Annotated in this window: 20 protein-coding genes; 11 read left to right on the top strand and 9 right to left on the bottom strand. The window is 32.2% G+C overall.

What is annotated here, in order from left to right:
• Nucleotides 1–2 precede the first annotated feature (2 nt).
• The 4 genes from Q0663_RS09360 to Q0663_RS09345 all read left to right on the top strand — a co-directional run bounded on the left by Q0663_RS09360 (nt 3) and on the right by Q0663_RS09345 (nt 3,351).
• On the top strand, nt 3–773 hold the full coding sequence (locus tag Q0663_RS09360) for an adenosylcobinamide-GDP ribazoletransferase (RefSeq protein WP_299009960.1): 771 nt from the start codon (nt 3–5) through the stop codon (nt 771–773).
• Nucleotides 758–1,285 (top strand): alpha-ribazole phosphatase, encoded by a 528-nt coding sequence (gene cobC, locus Q0663_RS09355; protein ID WP_299009957.1) that lies wholly within the window; start codon nt 758–760, stop codon nt 1,283–1,285. Before Q0663_RS09360 ends, cobC begins: the two co-directional genes overlap by 16 nt.
• Before the next feature lie 12 nt (nt 1,286–1,297).
• Nucleotides 1,298–2,410: an ABC transporter substrate-binding protein gene (locus Q0663_RS09350; RefSeq protein WP_299009955.1), complete on the top strand. Its 1,113-nt coding sequence runs from the start codon at nt 1,298–1,300 to the stop codon at nt 2,408–2,410.
• A 104-nt stretch (nt 2,411–2,514) separates the two neighbouring features.
• Entirely contained in the window at nt 2,515–3,351 is an 837-nt protein-coding gene (locus Q0663_RS09345) for a uracil-DNA glycosylase family protein (RefSeq protein ID WP_299009949.1), read from the top strand.
• 115 nt (nt 3,352–3,466) lie between these two features.
• On the opposite strand, the gene Q0663_RS09340 is transcribed toward Q0663_RS09345, so the two are convergent.
• The 7 genes from Q0663_RS09340 to Q0663_RS09310 all read right to left on the bottom strand — a co-directional run bounded on the left by Q0663_RS09340 (nt 3,467) and on the right by Q0663_RS09310 (nt 10,137).
• Nucleotides 3,467–4,075 carry an alpha-ketoglutarate-dependent dioxygenase AlkB gene (locus Q0663_RS09340; protein ID WP_299009946.1) on the bottom strand — a complete coding sequence of 203 codons (609 nt, stop codon included), beginning with the start codon at nt 4,073–4,075 and terminating at the stop codon, nt 3,467–3,469.
• Nucleotides 4,076–4,119: 44 nt separating this feature from the next.
• A complete protein-coding gene (locus Q0663_RS09335; RefSeq protein ID WP_367171447.1) occupies nt 4,120–5,319 on the bottom strand; it encodes a hypothetical protein in 1,200 nt (399 codons plus the stop codon).
• A 107-nt stretch (nt 5,320–5,426) separates the two neighbouring features.
• Nucleotides 5,427–7,874 (bottom strand): M1 family metallopeptidase, encoded by a 2,448-nt coding sequence (locus Q0663_RS09330; RefSeq protein ID WP_299009943.1) that lies wholly within the window; start codon nt 7,872–7,874, stop codon nt 5,427–5,429.
• A 122-nt stretch (nt 7,875–7,996) separates the two neighbouring features.
• Nucleotides 7,997–8,557: a DUF4252 domain-containing protein gene (locus Q0663_RS09325; RefSeq protein ID WP_299009939.1), complete on the bottom strand. Its 561-nt coding sequence runs from the start codon at nt 8,555–8,557 to the stop codon at nt 7,997–7,999.
• Between the two features lie 57 nt (nt 8,558–8,614).
• Nucleotides 8,615–9,130 (bottom strand): DUF4252 domain-containing protein, encoded by a 516-nt coding sequence (locus Q0663_RS09320; RefSeq protein WP_299009936.1) that lies wholly within the window; start codon nt 9,128–9,130, stop codon nt 8,615–8,617.
• 40 nt (nt 9,131–9,170) lie between these two features.
• Entirely contained in the window at nt 9,171–9,641 is a 471-nt protein-coding gene (locus Q0663_RS09315) for a hypothetical protein (protein ID WP_047788703.1), read from the bottom strand.
• Complete coding sequence (locus Q0663_RS09310; protein ID WP_159490986.1) at nt 9,628–10,137, bottom strand: sigma-70 family RNA polymerase sigma factor; 510 nt, start codon at nt 10,135–10,137, stop codon at nt 9,628–9,630. The genes Q0663_RS09315 and Q0663_RS09310 overlap by 14 nt, the downstream gene beginning before the upstream one ends.
• Before the next feature lie 157 nt (nt 10,138–10,294).
• Here Q0663_RS09310 and Q0663_RS09305 point away from each other — a divergent pair, with 157 nt between their 5' ends.
• Nucleotides 10,295–11,743, top strand: a complete 1,449-nt coding sequence (locus Q0663_RS09305; protein ID WP_299009909.1) for a S41 family peptidase — start codon at nt 10,295–10,297, stop codon at nt 11,741–11,743.
• Between the two features lie 162 nt (nt 11,744–11,905).
• On the opposite strand, the gene Q0663_RS09300 is transcribed toward Q0663_RS09305, so the two are convergent.
• Entirely contained in the window at nt 11,906–12,799 is an 894-nt protein-coding gene (locus Q0663_RS09300) for a DUF72 domain-containing protein (RefSeq protein WP_299009906.1), read from the bottom strand.
• Nucleotides 12,796–13,755 (bottom strand): patatin-like phospholipase family protein, encoded by a 960-nt coding sequence (locus Q0663_RS09295; protein ID WP_299009904.1) that lies wholly within the window; start codon nt 13,753–13,755, stop codon nt 12,796–12,798. The genes Q0663_RS09300 and Q0663_RS09295 overlap by 4 nt, the downstream gene beginning before the upstream one ends.
• Nucleotides 13,756–13,905: 150 nt before the next feature.
• Here Q0663_RS09295 and Q0663_RS09290 point away from each other — a divergent pair, with 150 nt between their 5' ends.
• The 6 genes from Q0663_RS09290 (at nt 13,906) to Q0663_RS09265 (ending at nt 23,051) form a co-directional block, all read left to right on the top strand.
• On the top strand, nt 13,906–14,952 hold the full coding sequence (locus Q0663_RS09290; RefSeq protein WP_299009901.1) for an oxidoreductase: 1,047 nt from the start codon (nt 13,906–13,908) through the stop codon (nt 14,950–14,952).
• Between the two features lie 178 nt (nt 14,953–15,130).
• Nucleotides 15,131–18,073, top strand: coding sequence for an amidohydrolase family protein (locus Q0663_RS09285; protein WP_299009898.1), 2,943 nt, complete (start codon nt 15,131–15,133; stop codon nt 18,071–18,073).
• A gap of 19 nt (nt 18,074–18,092) precedes the next feature.
• Nucleotides 18,093–19,391 carry an amidohydrolase family protein gene (locus tag Q0663_RS09280; protein WP_299009895.1) on the top strand — a complete coding sequence of 433 codons (1,299 nt, stop codon included), beginning with the start codon at nt 18,093–18,095 and terminating at the stop codon, nt 19,389–19,391.
• Nucleotides 19,392–19,690: 299 nt separating this feature from the next.
• Nucleotides 19,691–20,482, top strand: a complete 792-nt coding sequence (locus tag Q0663_RS09275) for an RNA methyltransferase (RefSeq protein WP_299009891.1) — start codon at nt 19,691–19,693, stop codon at nt 20,480–20,482.
• A 74-nt stretch (nt 20,483–20,556) separates the two neighbouring features.
• Nucleotides 20,557–21,657, top strand: a complete 1,101-nt coding sequence (locus Q0663_RS09270) for a tyrosine-type recombinase/integrase (protein WP_299009855.1) — start codon at nt 20,557–20,559, stop codon at nt 21,655–21,657.
• 251 nt (nt 21,658–21,908) lie between these two features.
• Nucleotides 21,909–23,051 (top strand): hypothetical protein, encoded by a 1,143-nt coding sequence (locus Q0663_RS09265; protein ID WP_299009852.1) that lies wholly within the window; start codon nt 21,909–21,911, stop codon nt 23,049–23,051.
• Nucleotides 23,052–23,111: the final 60 nt, after the last annotated feature.

The raw sequence follows: 23,111 nt of genomic DNA, 5'->3' as shown, positions 1-23,111 counted from the left end.
TTATGATAAAAAGACAAATCCATTATTTTTTAACAGCTGTATTGTTTTTTACACGAATTCCGTGTCCTAAATGGGTAGATCATTCTCCTGAAATACTCAACAAAAGCAGTCGTTATTTTTCTTTGGTAGGAATTGTAGTCGGAAGCATTGCGGCACTAGCCTATTTTGCTTCTTCTTATATTTTTCCTACGGATATTGCGATTGTAATCAGCATGATAAGTTCTATTTGGACTACAGGAGCTTTTCATGAAGATGGATTTGCGGATGTATGTGATGGTTTTGGTGGTGGATGGACCAAAGAAAAGATTTTAACCATTATGAAAGATTCCAGACTCGGAACTTTTGGAGTAAGTGGTTTGGTCTTTATTATAGCTATAAAGTTTTTAGCTTTATATCATTTACAAAATCTATCCATTAATTTAATTCTAGTAATTATCTCAGGACATAGTATTAGCCGATTTATCGCTACGGTTTTATTGTATACACATGACTATGTAAGAGATATTGACAGTTCTAAAATAAAACCAACCACCAAACAAATGAGTAGTAAATCGCTACTCATATCAGGTATTTTCGGAATAGTTCCCTTATTTTTCTTTCAAAACCCAATGGTATTTTTGGTATTACTTCCATTATTACTTACCTATTTATATATGGGGCACTTTTTTAAAAAATGGATTGGAGGTCAAACAGGAGATTGTGCGGGTGCTTTACAACAAGTAGCTGAAATTGTTTTTTATCTAAGCCTACTCGCACTATGGAAGTTATTTTAGTCAGACATACCACACCTGATATTGCCAAAGGTATATGCTATGGTCAAGCAGATATTGACGTTACCACTACTTTTGAAGAAGAAGTGAGCAATATTCTAAAAAAAGTTCCTATGAATAATCCTGAAGTTACCTATTACAGCAGTCCCTTGCAACGCTGTAAGCTTTTGGCTAAAAAACTTTCAGCTAACGTAATTTTTGACAACCGATTGAAAGAACTTGATTTTGGTGATTGGGAGCTCCAAAAATGGAACGATATTGATAAAAAAGAACTCGATATTTGGATGAACGATTTTGTAAAAACTCCTGCTAAAAACGGAGAATCTTATATCGATTTACACAACAGAACCACCAATTTTTTAACCGAATTAACGACTAAAAACCATCAAAAAGTTGTGCTTGTTACCCATGCGGGAGTTATGAAAAGTCTTTGGGCATACATGAATGAAATTCCGTTGGAAAAATCATTTGAATTAAAACTAAACTACGGAGATACGTTAACTTTCCACCTATAAAAACAAATTACTATGAAACGTTATTTATTTATTCTTTCCTTATTTGTGTTCTTTACACAATGTAAACAAGAAACTAAAAAAACTACCGAAAAGAAAGCTGTACAGAGTACCGTAAAATACGCCAAGGGTTTTGATATTATTTCAAAAAACGGAGTAAAAAAATTAGTGATCAAAAAGGCTTTTCAAAGCTCACACGACTTATATTCTTATACACTTACCGATAAAACCGACCTTTCTAAAAATGAAATTAAAGTTCCTATCAAAAAAATGGTGGTTACCAGTACCACGCACGTTCCAATGTTGGAACTTTTGAATGCTGAAAACACTATTGTTGGTTTTCCGCACACCAAATATATTTCTTCAAAAAGGACAAGAAAAAGAATTGACGAAGGTTACATTGTTGAATTAGGTTTGGAACAAGATATGAATACCGAAAAACTAATCGATTTAGAGCCTGAGTTAGTTATTGGTTTTGCGCTTCACCCAAACACAAAACTATACCAAAACATCAAAAAAACGGGAGTTCCTGTGATTTTTAATGGCGATTGGTTGGAAGAAACTCCTTTAGGAAGAGCAGAATGGATTAAATTCTTCGGAGCTTTATACGGAAAAGAAAAAGAAGCAGACAGTATTTTTACCAACATAGAAACAGAGTACTTAAAAGCAAAAGAAATTGCTAAAAACAGCGATAAACAACCTACAGTTTTATCTGGAAGTATGTTTAAAGATGTTTGGAATGTTCCTGCTGGTGAAAGTTTTATCGCGACGTTTTACAACGATGCAAACCTTAATTACTTATGGAAAGAAACTAGCGGAACGGGGAGTTTGCAACTTAATTTTGAAAGTGTATTAGAAAAAGGACAACATGCCGATTTTTGGTTTAACTGTGGCTTGTATGCTACCAAAGAACAGTTAACTACTGCAAATATTCATTACAAAGAATTTGATGCATTTTCTAATAACAAGATATTTTCTATCGGGCATAACAAAGGAGAAACTGGTGGTTTAATTTACTTTGAGCTATCTCCTATACGACCAGATTTGGTGTTAAAAGATTTGATAAAAATTACACACCCTAATTTGTTACCTGAGTATGAATTGACTTTTTATAAAGTGGTGGAGTAAATTGATTTTATTTACAGCCTTTAAGCCATTAAATTTGCTATTTCTAGATATATAATTAATCAAATATAAATCATATCCTTTACAACATTTTACAACAAAAAAGCATGAATAGAAGAACCGGATTTTACGAGAGATTAAGAAGTATTATAACTGAAAACATTTTAAATGTTCCTAAAGAAGATATTGACAAGATGTATGATTCTTGGGAAGACAATAAAAATAAAAAAGGTGTAAAAACTAACTTTGTGTACTCTGATAAATTAATTCATAAAAATCAAAAAACTCCTAAAGACGTAACAATTAAAGGAATTGACCTACCTACTTGGTTTGGAAACTATAACAACAAAAGAGTTGTGGTTTTAGGTATTGATCCTTTAAGAAGTGAAAAGATATTTAAAAAAGAAAATAATGCAGATATAAATAATGATGTTGTAATAGGTACACCATACGCATTGAATGAAAAAGACACAAGAGAAGGTTGGTGCGCAAACTACTGGGCTTTTATTAATGGTTTAGTAGAAAAAAATCATTTTGTTTATTGTACTGACATTTTCAAAACTTATTATTATAACAAGCTAACAAAAACTAGAAGTTATAACGACATAGAGTTTATAAATAACAATAAGCATAGAGAAATTTTAATAAGTGAACTAGAGTTAATTAAACCCGACATTATAATTGCTTTTGGAAGTATTGCTCATCAAAAATTATTAAAAAAGAACTGTCCAACAATTGGACAAAGTATTTTCAAGACTAAATCTTTTATTGAATTAAACTCTAAAAAAGTTGATGTTTTTACTGTAATGCATCTAAGCAAGGGAACTAGAGGAAAAAATATGAAAAAATTTTTTGAAGCAAATAATATAGATACCTCTTTTATAAATGTGGAGAATAAAGTTGAATGTGCTAAAAAATATGTTGAACTTTTTTCTAAATTATAGAGTTATATTAAATAATTAAACCAAATACATCACAAAAAATAAAAAAAATGTTTTTTTAACTCTTAATATAAAAACACAATAATAAGCAAAGTTTTAGTTGAAATAATAACTAAACCTACCTCACAATCGTTCTAAACGTTAAGTTCACTCGTGGTCGGTGGACTTTTTTTGTAGGTGGTAATCGGTGTAACCAATGGGTTTGAGTTTCGTCTTTCATCACCAATAACGAACCATGCTCTAATACTTTGTACACCGTTTCTTTCGTCTGTTTGTGTTTAAAACCAAAACGTCTTTCTGCGCCAAAACTCAACGAAGCAATCGCTCCGTTCTTTTTTAAATCTTTTTCCCCATCACTATGCCACGCCATTCCTTCTGAACCATCGTGGTATAAGTTTAGTAAACAAGAGTTATAGGTTTCTCCAGTTTCTTTTTCAACTAATTCTTTTAACGCTAACAATTCTCTCGTAAACGTTAAGGCTGTTTTTGTAATGTTAGAATAAGAATATTCAAAAGGTTGTTCGGCATACCAAGCTACTTTTCTTTTGGTTACCATGCGTTTACCAAAAATAATAGCTTCGTCGTTACGCCATTCAATAGAATTCAATAAAGCCTCGTAATAATGGTCTGCTAGTTCCTTAGACAAAACAATTCCGTAGTAGTTTACCGTTCCATCTTTCGGAAGTAAGTTTTTAAGAGTATCGTCAAATTGTGAGAATAAGTCCATCGCTATAAAATTAAAAAACTCCTGTAGATTACAGGAGCTTTTCTTTAATTTCTAAACTTATTTCGTGTGATAATATGTTTTAGTTTCTGTTTTAGGTCGGTACCCGTATCGTATACCATTTGTTCGTTGGATGGAAAACTTACTACTCTTTCATTCAATAAATCTAACAATGAAGTCTCTAACGCTCTTTTATCACCATCATAATCGGCATATATGTGTTCAAACACAAACTCACTTTGAATAGGAAACCTTTGTACTAATTGATTCGTTCTGTTATCAATATATTTTACAACTCCGCTAACTCGGCTGCTTTTAAACTGCGTAAATTGATATAATTTACAACGAATTACTTTGTACTTATCTACCTTTATTTTATTTCCTAAACTATCCTTTACGTAGTTACCACTGTTATCTAACAAATACTTATAGCCATCTTTAATTCTTTTTTCTTTAATGATTTCTTTTTCGCGAACTTGTTCAGGAGAAATTTCAATATTTCTAAAATCTAATTCCAAATCAAAATCGTAACGAATTTTTCTGTCTTTGCTTGCATGATATACTGTCCATAAATCATTTAATCCGTAGGTATCAATCGCCAATAAATCTCTTTCTAATCTTTTAGGAATTATTTGATTGGTTTTATTTCTTACCGATACGTGTACAAAATCTGTCCCCAACTCATGAGCCTCTTCAATTAACGCTCTTGTATCTTTATAATTCGGGTTGATTTTATCTAAATGTCTTAGTTCATCAAAAGCATGTCGATAATTAATTTTATTACGTTTTCCGTCATTCAACAAGGCGACTCCATTTTCGTATAAATAATCGGCATAGTTTTCTTTAGCTTCTATAATTCTATCAGCATAACTAACCATTTTAAATTTAGCGTCTCTTCCTGAGGATAAAATTCGTAAGGGTAATAATGGTTTAATTCTTTCCTGACGATTGTTTAATCGTTGGTATAAATTATAAATAGATTCTAAATTCGACGGATTTTGCTCTTTTTCTAAAAATGAAATACGGTCTAAATCTCTTTGAGTCGCTTTAGCAAAAGCTTCTTGAAGCATCAACACATACGGCTGATTTTTTTCTTTGGTTTTGTTCTTTGCTAAATTTTCTATTGATAAAGAAATAGCTTTTTCGTAATCACCAGAATTAATTGCTTTCTCGGTAGTTTTAACACTACTACAAGACGCTAATACTAGCACTGAAAAAATAGATAGTAGGGTAGTTTTTTTAATCATAAAGCTTAAGTTTCGCTAGAAAATTCAATTTCTGTGCCAAAACTAAGTATTCTTTTTAACTTAAACTTTATGATTTTATATAATATGTGCTAAGAGTTTAATTTTGTTTACTCTAACAATTTTGCTGTTGCAATTTGTATAACTCGTAAGTTATTATCAATGTTTGAAGGATTGTTTGCCTTTTGCATTTCTACTAATTGACGTAACAAGTTAATTCCTACTTTATCAAAATTATATTGCTTGTATTGAAGTCCTTTCGCTACAATATCATCCGCTAAATTTTGAATGGCTTCTGTATTGTTACTTTTTCCAATTTTATCAAACGCCTCTTTGTATAAAGATTGAATTTTCTTATTCGGACTTAAGAACATTCCTGCCATTACATTACCCGCAATAAAACTTAACTCTGTATCGTCATTTTCTTCTAAATAAATACGTGTTAACGGAGTAGCTACAATCTTTTTTACTTCTAACGGTAAGGTTTTTGATTTTTGAATTGCCAACTGTTTGTCGATATAATACATTGCTACCAATGATTTACCCAATACTGAGTATGATTTACTTTGTAAACCTTTATCTAATACCGATTTTAATGCAGGGTCAGTTAACTTTCCTAAGGTTTCAATAGCTGCTGCTTGTACTAATGTTTTAGGATCGTTATTAGCCATTTTCATAATTTTATCAATCACATTCTTTTTAGAATATTTATTGATTAGATTGATGTTTTCCAACGCTAAAATTCTGATTTTATAAAAATCGTCATTCATCGCTCCAGCAACTGCATTAAACGCATTTTTATCATCTTGATGCTTTGCAACTTCTAACAACGCTTCTCTTTTATGAGCGTAATTTTGAGCATGTTTTAATTGATGGATATAATCACTCAACACTTTATTTTCTGAAATATCACATAGTAATACTCCATCTGCATTTACTTGAATTAAATCTGGTTGTTTGGTAAAAGGGAAGGTAAACGAAGCATCTCTACCATCCACAAAAACATTATGACGTGTACGTTTACCGCCTTCAAAAACATCAATTGCAAATGGGAATTTAAACTCATTTATTTGAGTTTGCATGATGTTTACAGTTACCGTTTTACGTAACTTATTATAATCGTACGAAATAGACAACTTCGGGTGACCGCTGTTAAAATACCATTGATTGAAAAACCAGTTTAAATCTTTTCCAGTAACTTTTTCAAAAGCCAAACGCAATTGGTGTGCTTCTGCTGTTCCGTATTTATAATCGGTTAAATAGGTGTTTAATGTCGTATAAAAAGCATCATCGCCTAAATAGTTACGCAACATGTGCAAAATAGCGCCTCCTTTGTTGTAACTCACCGCATCAAACATATCTTCTTTATCATCGTAATAAAAACGAACTAAATGCTTGTCATAATTTTGCCCTTGCTTATAGGCTTCACTGTCTTCAAACAAATGCGCATCTGCTTCATCTTTTCCGTATTTATGCTCTAACCATAAATATTCGCTATAATTCGCAAAACTCTCGTTTACGGTTAAGTTACTCCAACTTTCAGTAGTTACTAAATCACCAAACCAATGATGAAAAACTTCGTGCGCAATGGTATTTTCTTGTACGTTTTCATCAATTAATTGTCCTGGTCTTTGGTATGCGTTTTCTCCATGAATTACTGCTGTGGTATTTTCCATAGCTCCACTAACATAATCTCGACCAACTATTTGTGCATACTTATTCCAAGGATACTCAATTCCTGTAATTTTTGAGAAAAAAGCTAACATTTCAGGCGTATTTCCAAAAATATCTTTTGCATACGGAGCATATTCCTTTTCTACATAATAATCAACTGGAATATCTTTGTATTTGTCTTTGATAATCTCATACTCTCCTACTCCCATAAAGAATAAATACGGAGCGTGTTTTTGAGTAAAATTCCAATAATCGGTACGAGTTCCATCTGCATTTGTTGTTTGCTTTTCTAATTTTCCGTTAGAAAGTGTTACATACTTTTGCGGAACCGTCATGTAAATTTCTTGTGATGTTTTTTGATTCGGCGCATCAATCGTTGGAAACCAACAACTACTCGCTTCAGTTTCACCTTGCGTCCAAATTTGAGTAGGTTTATTTTTGTCCAATCCTTTCGGATTGATAAAATACAGTCCTTTGGCTGAAGTAATTGCAGCACTTCCTTTTTGCTTTACTCTTTCAGGACGTGCCGTATATTTAATATACAGCGTAAACTCTTCGTTTCGATTGTATTTACGAGGTAAATTGATAACCAACTCAAAATCATCATAATTAAAATCTAATGGTTGATTATTCATCGTTACTTTATGAATTTCCATTGCTTTGGCATCTAAAGTAACTTTATCAGTTTCGTAAAAATACGGTTTTAGTGTTACCCATTCTTCTCCATTCATTTCTTGCTCTTGAAAGTTAAAATCTACTTTTAACTTCGTATGAATTAAACTATGAACTTTGTCTCTTTCAGCTCTATAAACTTTATTTGATTGAGAAAATAATGTTACTGTAAAAAGGGTAACAACGACAACAAGGAGTTTTTGAAACTTCATATTTTTTTGTTTAGACTTCAAAAATAGGAAAATCTATTGGGAGGCTTGTTAATACCCCGTTAAAAAGAAAAAAGCCACCAGGTAATCTGATGGCTTTTTTTTTATATTTTCAATACTAATTTTTATTTTGTTTCTTCAGATGAACGGTTCTTTTCATCAAAAATCATTTTAAATTGCTTTAAATCTAAATTTCCTGCATCCATCTTAGCTTTTTGCATCATTTCCATAATCTTTCCTACATTCATGTTTTCTCCTAGAACACGAGCAACTCCCACTCCCATTTCTTTACCATAACCAAAAGCTACAATTTCGTCGATAGCATCAGCATCTCCTGTGTAGTATATTGCTGCATTGGCTCCATCTTTTTTAAACTTCATTAACTCTTTATAGCTAGACTTTTTAAAGATAGATTTCAACTTCTCTTTCTCTGCCTCATAACTAGCTTCGTCTAAGTTCTTATAAGGAACTCCAGTAATGTTTATTTTCTTAATACTTTCATATGCTTGTTTATCTTGTTCAGAAGCCTTGTTCATACTTAACTGTAATACACTAGCTGGTACATCAAACGTAATAAAGCCTTCTTTTTCTTGGCTTTCTACCAAATAGCTTTGTAAAGATTCTGTTTTACAAGAAACTGTTACAAACGCCACTAGTAACATTGAGTATATAAATAGTTTTTTCATTGTTGTTAGTTTTTGATTAAAAGCAGCGTTAACGAATTAACGCTGCCTTATTTGTTTTTATTTGTTCTTCTTTCCGTCTTTAGAAAACGTCTCTGCTAATTTTGACATTTTATTGATGTCGATATTACCAGTTAACGAAACTATTACAGATTCTGGTGATCCTCCATTAGAGTTTTTGTCTTTAACAAACATTAATACTTCGCTTACAAAGTCTTTATTTTTTGTAGACTTTACATAGATTTTAACACGAGAATCTTTGTCTTTCACACGCATTAACTCTATTAAGTTACTTTTTCCTACGGCTGATTTTACCATATTTTCCATTTGAGCTGCTACGGCGGCATTTTCAGTAGAAAAAACTTTTAATTCTTGTAAGTCTTGAATCATCTTAAAAACTTCCATTGCTTCATTGTCTTCAGACTCTACTTTGAATTTAGATAAAATCTCAAAAGCATCTTTGTTTACAACAACTGATGAAACTTCATCAATAGCTTCTAACTTATCAAAAATTGATTGTCCGAAACTTAAGTTAGATACAAATGTTAATGCTAATAATACTATTACTTTTTTCATGATTTCTTTTGTTTATAAGTACTTGGTTTTACTTTCTTAATTAATTTACAGTGTTTATTACTTTATTTACTGTTTCTTCGTAGGCTCCTAATTGTTCAATAGCATCATTTCCTTTTTTTAGGTTGTTTGAAACTGCATATAATGCATCGTTTCCTTTGTTTAAATTGACTGAAACTAGTTGCAACGCTTCTTTAATTTGTGCAAACTGTTTACGTTGTTGATACTTTTTGTACTCTTCATTACCCATGAATACACTAAATAGTAAGACTACTGACGCTGCTACTGATAACCATTTCCAGTTCTTCTTAGTTTTCTCAGGTTTTAACTGAATGGTTTTCGTAAAGGTTTCGTCTTTACTTTGTTTAAAATAGCCAAACATCATACTATATTCTTGCAAATGCGGTGCCACGTTGTTTGAGGTAAAATACTCTTGTAACGTTTGCTCTTCTTGCAATGTTGTTTCTGCGTCTAGGTATTTATCTAATAACTTCTCTATGTTAGCTAACTCCATAGTTGTGTTGTTTTATTAATTCTTGTCTTATTGCTTTTCTAGCTCTTGATAATGCTACTCTTACAGCTGTCGGTTTCATATCAACCATTTTACATATTTCATCAAAATCATATTGTTCAATATCTCTTAATTGTATGATTATTTTTTGCTGCTCTGGTAACTTCTCTATAAGCTCATGTACTCGGTTTACACTGTCTTTATGTTCTACTCTCTTTTCTAAAGGAGTATCTTTCTCTTTATAATTACTATGAACCAATGTTAAATTACTTGCTTGTTTAGACTTTAATCTGTCATAACAGTAATTCTTCGTCATGGTCATTGCAAATGCCTCTACATTTTTATAATTAGAGAGCTTCTCTTTATTTCTCCACAATTTAAAGTACAGCTCTTGTGTAGCGTCCTCAGCTTCTTCAGTAGAAACCAATAATCTTTTCGCTAAACGAAAGACTTTGTCTTTAAATGGTAATACAACTTTTAAAAAGTCCGATTGGTTCATGGTTTGGTTAATTAGTTTTGTAAGCCTATTAAAACAATTGCGTCTTATTTAACAGGTTTACATATCTACGACGACGCAGTTTCAAGTTTGTTACATCAATACTTAAAAAAAAATATTATTCAGTAAATTGCGTTGTTGTTACAACTAATATACTCTTATGAAATTATTAAAAGCATCCCTAATCATCTTTTTTTCAATACTACTTGTTTCATGTAGTGAAAAAGACGATGCACCCAAAAATATTGAAGTCCAAAATTTCGTTTGGAAAGGTTTAAACGCTTACTACTTATGGCAAGACTTAGTCCCTGACTTAGCTGACAGACGTTTTAATAACGATAATGAACTGTATAGTTATTTATCAGCGTATGACGATCCTGCTAATTTATTTTACAGTTTATTGTACATGCCTAATGAATACCCTAAAGACCCTAACAGAACTTATTCGTGGATTGTAGATGATTACATCGCTCTAGAGGAGTCTTTTGCTGGAATACGCTTAACAAGTGGTATGAAGCTAGAAGGTGCTGATTATACCGATGGTTCTGGAGGCTATTATATATATGTATACGATGTTGTTACTGGTTCTAATGCCGATGCACAAGGAGTTACTCGTGGAATAATTATTACTGAGATTAACGGAACAACTATAACTAGAGGTAACGTAAATGATTTATTAGATAACGACACATTCACTATTCATTTAGCTGATTATAATGGAGGAAATCCTGTTAGTAACGGAACAACTATTACAGTTACCAAATCTCAAGTAACAGAAAATCCGATAAAAGTTACCAATGTAATTACTAGTGGTAGCCATACCATTGGGTATTTAATGTACAATCAATTCTCTAGAAACTTTGATGGAGAGTTAAATGCTGAATTTGCTAAGTTTCAATCAGCAGGTCTTACCGACTTAATCATCGATTTACGTTATAACGGTGGTGGTTCTGTACAAACAGCTACTTATTTAGGAAGTATGATTACCGGACAGTTTAACAATGAGTTATTTGCGAAACAAGTATGGAATCATAAAGTAATGGAGGTAACAAATCCAGATTTATTAATCAATAACTTTACGAATCAGATTTTAAATAAAGACCAACAAGGAAATGTAGTATTGGATGAAGCTATTAATAGCTTAAACCTAAATACTATTTACTTTATAGTTTCTGATGATTCTGCCTCTGCATCCGAATTAGTTATCAATGCACTAAAGCCTTATATTGATGTAAAGTTAGTAGGAACTCAAACTTACGGAAAGCATGTTGGTTCTATTACCTTATACGATTCTGACGATTATACTCGTAATGGCGATAACTTAAAGAGTCATACGTGGGCAATGCAACCTATTGTATTAGAAATTCAAAATAAAGATGGTGAAAATGCTCCTGAAGGGTTTATTCCTGAGGTTATCATTGATGAAGATCCAGGTAACTTAGGTATTTTAGGAGACCCTAACGAACCTTTATTACAAAGAACCATTCAATACATTACTACAGGAGCAAAAGGAGTACCTAACATGAAAAAAGGAGTTCAATTTTCTCCATCATGGAATTCAAATATGATGCGCCCTGATTATAACAATATGTATGTGGAGTTGAAATAAAGAACAAAACGATATAAAATAAAATCCAGCTTACTCAGCTGGATTTTTTAATACTATTTATTCAATAACCTATCATCTTATTACACACGACACTAGCATACGGTACCATTAGACACCATTGTCTTGTGATTAAAGACAGTACTGTCTGAAGTTTAAGACAAATTACAACAAACTCATTTGTTGGTTATTCTCTTCATTAGGAATTTTTAAGTCTACTCCTAATTCCTTGTTTAGCTTTTTTATAAAGTAGGCTGCCAACAATGGTGATTCTACTTCTAAGTTTTGATGGATAAAAAAATGAATATTCTCTAATCCTACATCGTTCCATTCTTTTAAACGAACCACCCAATCATCCAAACGTGTATAATCTGACGGATGATTTGCGCCAACATAACGAACAAAAGCTTCGTTATTCGTTAAGCGCATATGCATCATATCTCTTCTACCTGCTGTATCTACTAACACATTGGCTATGTTATATTCTTCAAACAGCTTTGTAAATTCATCAAATACCGTTGTATCTTCAAACCAATCCGGATGGCGTACTTCTATAGCCAATGGTATAGCTTTAGGCCAACTTACTACAAAGTTTTGTAATCTATCAAAGTTTTTATTTCCAAAATTAGCATGTAACTGTAAAAAGATGGTACCTAACTTCTCTTGCAAATGCGAAGCATTGTCTAAATACACATTTACCGCATCTTGTACACCCTGTAAACGCTTCCAGTGGCTTATCTCCTGCCCTAGTTTGGGAAAGAATTTAAAGTTCTCAGGAGTTTTAGCTTTCCACTTTTCAAACTGTTCTGCAGGAAACTGTCGGTAAAAAGTAGCATTAAGTTCTATAGAGTTAAATTGTTTCGAATAATACTCCAATTCATCTTTAGTTCCTCTCGGATAAAATCCTTTCAAATCTGCTTTATTCCATTTTGCACAGCCCACATACACATTAGGTGTACCACTCTTTTCATAAGAGTTTAATAGCTCTATTGTTTTAGGGTGTGTTTCAGGTAATGTAAAATCTATTAACTCTGGTTGTGCTACTTTTCCAAACTTCATACTTCACTATTTTCTATTCCTTCCTCTATTTCTTGATTATCTACCATCTCTGGTCTAAACTCTGTCATTCTATCATCATCTAGTTTTTTCGCGTATTTATGCCCCGATTTCCACCACTGCTTCATTTTTTCTTTATCAAAAACTAACGAGTTCGTTGTTAATACCGTTGGTGTATAGTATAAATTCAGCTTTACATTATGTTGTTTTGCAGAAAGCTTTCCTATGGTAATATTATGTCGCTCAACATTCTCCAACATAAAATCAAAGGTATCCATCATTAGTGAAAAAGGGTTTTTAGCAGGTAATCTATTCATTTGTGTTACCTCCGTTGCTAAAATAATAGCATCCACCTCCGTCGCACCTCTTGCTATAGCTTCTCGTATAGGTATTAAACTTCCAAAACCACCATCTGCATACTGACAATGATCTTTTTCCAGTAAACTCATAAAAGGCACATAATTACACGAACCCCAAATCCAATCGCAAAAATCTTCATATTCACATTCTAAGATAGATTTGTATTCAATTTGATTCGCTGTTAAATTAGATACTGTTACTACAACCTCTTTATTCAGTCTTCTAATTTCATCGTACATCTCTCTAGTAACACTTTTACTTATAAGCTTTCGTAGGTTTTTACTCTCACCAAAGGTTTTACGACCGTTTAAAAAGTTCCAAAAAGTATTTCTATGTCGTATAGAAACTACCTTTTCTCCATGTACCGATTTTACTCTGAACGGGCTGTTACTAAAAATAGCTTTTTGATCTACCGATGTATATATTTCTTTTAATTCATCAATCATACCCAAAGCCAAATGCGAAACCATTAAACTACCTGTTGATGTTCCTAAAAGCATGTCGTAATCTTTATTTTTATTTTTCATCAGGTATTGTGCAACACCGCCCGCAAAGGCTCCTTTACTTCCTCCTCCTGAAATTACTAGGGCTTTTTTCATTGATTTAAGTTTGGTTTTCCTATTTTTAGTTCTGTAAAAATATCAAAAATATGGAACCAACATAGGTAAAGTAAACTTTCTCTACATATTTACTAATTAATTTAAATTTCTAAGGTTACTTGCTCCATTTAAAACAACTAAAACAAACACATGAAACGATTATCATTCATTTTCTTACTCTCTTTAACAATACTATCTTGTAAGCAAGAAAAGAAAGCCCCAAGAACTTTTGAAACTATTAAAATTACCGAGTTTAAACAAGATAGTACTAGTATTAGAGCTATACTAGCTATTAGTAACGATGAATTAATTTTTGCAGGCTCTAAAGGAGATATTACTACAACAAAAGATGGTGGTAGAACATGGCAAACACAAAGTTTAAAGTATAACGACACTATTATTCCACACTTTAGAAGCATTGCCAAAAACGGTAAAAACATATTTGCTTTATCAGTAGCAAACCCAGCCTTACTATATAAAGGAAATAAAAATAAGTATGAATTAATATATACGGAAGAACACGAAAAAGTTTTTTACGACTGCATGCAATTCTTTGCCGATGGAAAACATGGTATTGCCGTTGGTGATCCTACAGAAGATTGTCCGTCTGTTATTCTTACCTCAGACGGAGGAAATACTTGGACTAAACTACCATGTTCTCAATTACCAACTTTTGAAGAAGGTGAAGCCTTTTTTGCTGCTAGTAACACCAATATTGCTATTGTAAACAATACTGTTTGGATAGGTTCTGGAGGAACCAAAGCACGTATTTTAAAATCTACCGACTTTGGAAACACTTGGGAGATTTTTGATACGCCAATAGTTCAGGGAGATGGTCCACAAGGAATTTACTCTATCGATTTTTACGATGAAAACGACGGAATTGCTATCGGAGGAAACTATTCGAAACCTGAAGATAATCTTGCTAACAAAGCTGTTACTTCTGATGGAGGAAAAACATGGACACTTGTAGCTAACAATCAAAATCCTAATTATAAAAGCTGTGTGCAATATGTGCCTAATACTAACGGAAAAGAGGTTTTTGCGGTTGGAAAAACTGGAGTTTCATTTTCTAACGATGGTGGGCATACTTGGAAACAAATAAGCAAGGAAAGCTACTATGCTATTCAGTTTATTGACAGTAATACAGCCTGGTTATCTGGTCATGAAAAGATTGGAAAGCTAGTTCTTAACTAAACTATCTTAGGGTAAGTAAACAAAGAACTATAAGAAAACCCATTTTAAGTCTATTAAGTAAGCCTTGGTGGATTAAATTCTTGGCTATCACCCTGTGATTAATTCTTAATGTTTTGTTAAAAGGAATTGTTTTCCTCTTTAACTATCTATTTTTATAAGCTAATCAACTCAATTTTAAATGAAAAAAATACTATTCTTACTTTTATCCTTGTGTATTAGTAGTTCTTTTGCACAAGAGTACTTTCCTACCAACACAGGAGTAAAGTCATCCAAAAACAACGTGTATGCATTTACCAATGCTACTATTTACGTTACCCCTACCCAAGTAGTAAAAAAAGGAACATTACTTGTAAAAGACGGAAAAGTGGTTTCTGTAGGAAAATCTGTTTCCATTCCTAACGAAGCACAAACTATCGATCTTGATGGCAAATCTATTTATCCTTCTTTTGTAGATGTTTATACCACTTTTGGTATTGAAAAACCAAAAAGAGAAGGTGGTCGCGGACAAGGACCTCAATACGATGCTGGCAGAAAAGGATATTATTGGAACGATCATATTCGTCCTGATATAGATCCTGTTTCAGAATTCAAATTTGACGCTAAAAAAGCTAAAGAATTATTAGCTGCTGGTTTTGGTGCTGTTAATACGCACTTAGAAGATGGTATAATGCAAGGAAACGGAATGCTAGTTGCCTTAAATCCTAACAATACTGACGCGTATCGAATTCTAGATAAAAAATCAGGAAACTACTTGTCGTTTTCTAAAAGTGTAAAATCACGTCAAAGTTACCCAACTTCACGTATGGGAGCTATGGCTTTACTACGTCAAACCTATTTAGATGCTGATTGGTATGCTAAAGGAAATGCAAAAAATACCGATTTAGCTTTAGAAGCTCTAAACAATAAAAATGAGTTACCTCAAATATTTAATGCAGGTGGATATTTAGATAATATGCGTGCTGATAAAATTGGTGACGAATTTGGAATTCAATATACCATTGTAGGTGGAGGAAATGAGTACGAAAGAATTAATGATATAAAAGCAACCAATGCTACTTATATCCTTCCTATTAATTTTAGAAAAGCTTACGATGTATCTAACCCATTTTTAACGGATAAAATTGCGTTGAGTGATATGCGCGCTTGGAATCAAGAACCAGCAAATCCTTCAATTTTAGCAAAAAACAAGATTCCTTTTGCGTTAACTACCTATAAATTAAAGAAAGTAAAAGAGTTTAATAGCAATCTTCAAAAAGCTATTACTTACGGATTAGATAAAACTACAGCTTTGGAAGCATTGACAACTGTTCCTGCTAACATTTTAAAAAACACTAAAGTAGGTAACTTAAAAGCAGGAAGCTATGCAAATTTCTTAATTACTTCTGGTGATATTTTTGACAAACAAACTACTTTATATGAAAACTGGGTACAGGGTGATAAAAACACCATTAACTCAATGGATATTAAAGATATTACGGGTAATTACGCCTTAAATGTTAATGGTTCAACGTATACTATGGCAATTACAGGTTCAAATGCTAAACAAACTGCAGAAATTAAAAAAGGTGAGGAGAAAATCAAATCAAACTTTTCATTTACTAATGATTGGGTAAGCATTACTTTAAGAGAAGGTGATAATTTTACGCGCTTAACTGGTCAATTAGAGAAGAAACAAATTAAAGGTACCGCTATTGATAATAACGGAAACGAAAGTAAATGGTCAGCTACTTATACTTCTAAACTAGATGAGAAAAAGAAAGACAAGAAAAAAGACGGCAAAACACCTGAAGTTTTTGCTGTTTCTTTCCCTAATGTAGGCTATGGTAACGCTGCTAAACCTCAAAATGAAACTATTTTAATTAAAAATGCTACGGTTTGGACTTCTGAAAACAACGAAGTACTAAACAATACAGATGTATTAATTAAAGATGGAAAAATAGCTAAAATAGGTACCAACTTATCTTCAAGAGGGGCAAAAGTTATTGACGGAACTGGTAAGTATGTAACCGCAGGTATTATTGATGAGCATTCACATATTGCTACTTCAGCTGTAAACGAATCAGGTCACAACTCAACAGCTGAGGTAATTATTGAAGATGTGATTAATCCTAACGATATTAATATTTATAGAAACATCGCAGGTGGTGTTACTTCTATTCAAATTTTACATGGTTCTGCCAATCCTATTGGAGGACGCTCTGCTATTATTAAACTAAAATGGGGAGAAAATGCTGACGGATTATTATACAACAACACCCCTAAATTCATCAAGTTTGCTTTAGGTGAAAACGTAAAACAATCTAACTGGGGAGATTCTAACACCATTCGTTTCCCTCAAACTCGTATGGGAGTTGAACAAGTATATATCGATTACTTCCAAAGAGCTAAAGAATACGATGCTAAAAAGAAGAGCGGACAACCGTATCGTAAAGATATTGAGTTAGAAACCTTGGCAGAAATCATCAACAAAGAGCGTTTCATTTCATGTCACTCTTACGTTCAATCAGAAATTAATATGTTGATGAAAGTAGCTGAACAATTCAACTTTAACATCAACACGTTTACTCATATTTTAGAAGGATATAAACTTGCTGATAAAATGAAAGAACACGGAGTTGGTGGTTCTACTTTCTCTGACTGGTGGGCATACAAATATGAAGTAAACGACGCTATTCCTTACAACGCGGCAATTATGCACAACCAAGGAGTTACCGTTGCTATTAATTCTGATGATGCTGAAATGTCTCGTAGATTAAACCAAGAAGCTGCCAAATTAATAAAGTACGGTGGAATGAGTGAGCAAGAAGCTTGGGCTACAGTAACTATCAATCCTGCGAAATTATTACACTTAAACGATCGTACAGGCAGTATTAAAGTAGGTAAAGATGCCGATGTAGTTCTATGGAGCGGAAACCCTTTATCTGTGTACTCAAAAGCAGAGAAAACAATTATTGATGGAGCAATGTACTTCGATATTGAAAAAGATTTAGAAAAACGTAAAGCTATCAAAGCAGAACGTGCTAAATTGATCAACATGATGTTACAAGAGAAGTTAAAAGGTGGTAAAACACAAGCTCCTAAGAAAAAAACTCAAAAATTATTTCACTGTGATACAGAATAAGAACTTAAAAATACAAAACATGAAAATTAAATTAATATATAGTTTGGTATGTTTCTTATTCTTAGGAAACATATTAGCCCAACAAACACCAGCACCTAAGCAAACTCAAGATTATTCTATTGAAGGTGCTACGGCACATTTAGGTAATGGAGAAGTGATTGAAAACTCTTTAATTATGTTCTCTAACGGAAAAATTAAGTTTGTAGGAAGTGCTAAAATGAAAATTGCCCGCATGGGTACCGTTATTGATGCAAAAGGAAAACATGTATATCCAGGATTTATTGCTGCAAACACCTCTTTAGGATTAGCTGAAATTGATGCCGTTCGTGCTACAAGAGATGTTGACGAAGTTGGTACCATGTTGCCTCACATCCGTAGTATTATAGCTTACAATACCGAAAGCAAAGTAGTAGAAACGATGCGTCCTAACGGAGTATTAATGGCTCAAGTAGCGCCTCGTGGCGGAGTTATCTCTGGTACCTCTTCTATTGTTCAACTAGATGCTTGGAATTGGGAAGACGCTTCTATCAAAACTGATGACGGAATTCATATGAACTGGCCTAATGCTTTTAGCCGTGGTCGTTGGTGGATGGGAGAAGATCCTGGTTTAAAACCAAATAAAAACTATCAAAAAAACATTGAGGAATTTAAAGACTTTTTTGCCAACGCAAAAAGTTATTTAGCCAGCAATAAATCTACAAAAAACTTACCTTATGAATCTTTACAAGGTGTTTTAAACGGTTCTCAAAAAATGTTTGTACACGTATCTGGTAAAAAAGGAATTGCCGATGCGGTAAATACTTGTAAAGAATTAGGTATTAAAAACATCGTAATCGTACGCGGACAAGAAGCTGAAAAAGTAGCCGATTTATTAAATGCTAACAACATTCCTGTTATTTTAGAACGTGCTCACCGTTTACCTAATGGTGAAGATACTGATTATGACAGACCTTATCGTGCAGCTAAAATATTAGCTGATGCAGGTATCTTAGTTGGTTTAGGTATGGAAGGAGAAATGGAACGTATGAGCACACGTAACCTTCCTTTTTATGCGGGTACTTACGCTGCTTACGGATTAGATAAAGAAAAAGCAGTGCAGTTAATTACAGGTAACAATGCCAAGATATTAGGAATTGATGATAAAGTAGGTACTTTAGAAGTTGGTAAAGATGCTACCCTATTTATTTCTGAAGGAGATGCTTTAGATATGCGTACAAATATTTTAAACGAAGCTTTTATTCAAGGAAGAAAGATTAGTTTAGAATCGCACCAAACCAAATTATGGAAACGTTATTCTGATAAGTATAAGAATCAATAAAACATCTTTCTAAATTGACTTAGTCATTTCGAACGATAGTGAGAAATCTCATTAAAATGAGTAAGTTTTTTTCTTAAGATTAAACACTATTGGAACTTAAGATTTCTCCTTCCATTTCACTTATGTTTGAAATGACAATAATTTTTTCTCAAAAAAGCTCGGGCAACCGAGCTTTTTTTATTCTAAAACTACAGCCAAACAGTTAATTTCCTGCAACTTGACTTTAAATCATTTCTTTTCTATACTCATGTATTTCTCTCTAGGTAATTGATTAAGTCTATATTCGTATTTTTGCAAGAATGAAACAGATTAGCAGTACACAAAACGCCTATATAAAAGAGCTTTTAAAGCTTCAAGAAAAATCGCGTGAACGTAAGAAAAAAGGACTTTTTTTAGTTGAAGGACAACGCGAAATTTCGTTAGTACTCAAAGGTGGATATGAAATTGACACTGTACTTTTTGTACCTGAACTTTTCACAGAAGAAAATCTAACTGAAATAAAAAATCAAACGGCTAATTGCATCGAAATTACAAAAGAAGTATATCAAAAACTTGCCTATCGTGATACTACAGAAGGCATTATTGCTGTGGTTAAATCTAAAAGTTTTGATGTAAATTCTATTGAATTCAACACCACTACTCCACTCGTATTGGTTATGGAAGGTATTGAAAAACCAGGAAATATAGGTGCGATGTTACGTACTGCCGATGCTGCGAATGTAGATGCTGTTTTTATTGCAAATCCTAAATCGGATATATTCAATCCCAACATCATTCGCTCTAGTGTAGGCTGTGTGTTTACCAATCAAATTGGTGTAGGTTCTTCTGAAGAAATTATTGCTTTTTTACAAAAGCACAACATCCATATTTATAGTGCTACGCTACAAAACTCAAACGAATACCATAAAAATGACTACACAAAAGCTACGGCTTTGGTAGTAGGTACCGAAGCTACAGGCTTAACACAAATTTGGCGAGACGAAGCTACCCAAAACATCAACATCCCAATGCAAGGTGAAATAGACTCCATGAATGTATCGGTTGCTGCAGCTATCTTAACTTTTGAAGCCAAACGACAACGAGGGTTTTAACAATTGTGTTTATAAAGCCCTTATTATCAAATAAAATATTTTTTTGCTATTTTTGATAGTGTAATAGTTGCAGTATGAAAAAGTTATCCAAAGAAATTACCTTATGCCAATTTAATCATAAAGGACATTTACAAATTGCTATTAAATTTGGCTATCATGATGATATAAAGACATCTATAAAATCTATTGAAACGGTAAAATGGAGTAAAACTCATAAAACTTTTTACATTCCTTATTCATTAAAAAATGAAGAGAAACTTCTTCAACATATAAAAAACAACAATTGGAGCGTCATAAATTCTCTTCCTCAAAAAAATGATATACACACGGTTATTATTCCTTATGAAAAATTGACTGATATAAAACGATTTAAACGTTGGCTTCAAGAAAAAAGGTATAGTGAGAATACTGTAAATACTTATATTGAAGTAGCTCACTTTTTTATTAAATATTGTGTTTTAAAAAACAACTTTGACTATAACAAAAGGCTAATAGAGCAATTTAATTACGATTTTATTGTACGAAAAAACCGATCTATTTCTTACCAAAATCAATGTATTAACGGTATTAAAAAATATTTAGAATATAAAAACTTAGAAATAGAGAGCTTAGCTATTCAACGTCCTAAAAAAGAAAAGAAATTACCTGTGGTTTTAAGTCTTTCGGAAGTTAAGTTGTTATTAGACAACACTCATAATTTAAAACACAAAACCCTGCTTAGCTTATTGTATTCTGGCGGATTGCGAATTGGTGAAGCCTTACGATTAACGTTAAAGGATATTGATAGTAAAAGAATGCTTATTCATATTAAAAATGCAAAAGGTAAAAAAGATCGATACACATTATTGGCTCCTTCATTTTTAACATTGTTACGAACATATTATAAGCAATACAAACCTACCCATTTTTTATTTGAAGGAAAAAATGGGTTGATGTATTCGGCTACGAGCTCGCAAAAAGTATTAAAAAAGAGCTTATACTTAGCAGGAATTCATAAACCTGTTACTTTACATACTTTACGTCATAGTTTTGCTACACATTTGTTAGAAAACGGCACTGATATTCGCTATATTCAAGAGTTGTTAGGGCATAGTAGTCCGAAAACCACGATGATTTACACGCATGTTTCTAGCAAGAAATTATCAAATATTAAAAATCCTTTTGAAAATTTATAAATTTTATATTATTTTTGGTTTAAATGAAAAAATTGCTTTTAAAAATTGCTGAATCATAGTCGTATAAAAAACAATTATTATTCCGCATATCCTTCCAAAAAAGGAAGCTATAAAGCAAAAATATACGTATATAAACTAGTTGTAATGCATTTAACAAACAAATAGACAGTCACACTAAAAAATAAGACTTTACTCATTTAATCTTTTTTGAATTATTAAACGTAAAATAATTTAGTTGAAAACTAACAAAAATGAAAAAACCAAACCTCTTAACAATTTCACTACTATTTTTATTTTCAATTTGTTTTGGTCAGCAAAAAGACTCTATTTATGGGAAAGTCAAAAAAATAAGAGAGAAAGTTGAATTTCTTACAGAAAAAGAAAATCCTCAATTTCTGTACTATGACGATTATGGTCATTCAGGTTTTATGGGACCAGAATCAACAATATCTAGATTTAATAGAACTTGGTACTCGACCCAATTCTGTTACTACATAAACTATGAGAGACATTTTAATCAAAAAGGAAAAATAACAAAAGATATTTGGTTTACAAAAAAGGATTCATTTATGGATTCTTACAAATACAAATATGACAAAAAGGATAGGCTGACTAGAAAAATAGATTCATCTAAATATTCGGTTGGTACTGAAACTCATTATTACGAAAATGATTATCACGAAAACATCGTTTACGAAAACTTTGAATATGATATTTTCTCTTTCAAATATAAAAGATTTGACGCAGAAGGTAAATTAATTCGTTTTAAATCTCACGACGATTACGGAAATACAGATGAATATATATACAAATATAATGCTGACGGAAAATTACTTTATCGGATTTATAAAAACCCAAATAGCTGGAAAAAAATTGGAGAAAAAAGTTGGTCTTATGGAGCTCACGACTCTATAGGGAGTATCTACAAAGATTTTGTCTATAGGTACGATGAATCTAATAGATTAATCCAAAGACAACGTTTTGATTTATATGAAGATGATGAAAATCATAAAAACCCAAAATTAGTTGAAAACATATTTTATGAATATGACAAAAACAATAATCTTATTCAAACTAAAAGAATAAATGGTTATATAAAGGTTAAACCAACTTTTAATCACTCTGTATATGATAAAAAAAATCGATTAATTAAAAGGTATTGTTGTTCTGAAAAGGAATCAGATGCTAAAAGAGTTGAGAAATATATCTATAAAGATGACAAAATAATATCTTTAGAATATAAAGAAGAAGATTGGCCATCTAAAGAAATGAAAAAGTACCAAGTGGATTTTGAGTACAAATATGATGCTAAAGGGAATTGGAATGAAATTATTAAAAAAGTAAACGGAGTTCAATTATACAAATGGATAAGAAAAATAGAATACTATAAATAAAAACGCATTACAACAATGGCTATAAGTAATTGCTGGTTCTCGCCTACTTCTGAAAATCCT

The organism is uncultured Tenacibaculum sp., from assembly GCF_947504135.1.
Classification (GTDB): domain Bacteria; phylum Bacteroidota; class Bacteroidia; order Flavobacteriales; family Flavobacteriaceae; genus Polaribacter.
The sequence above is the reverse complement of the archived record's forward strand: the minus strand, read 5'-3'. Positions and strand labels throughout refer to the sequence as shown.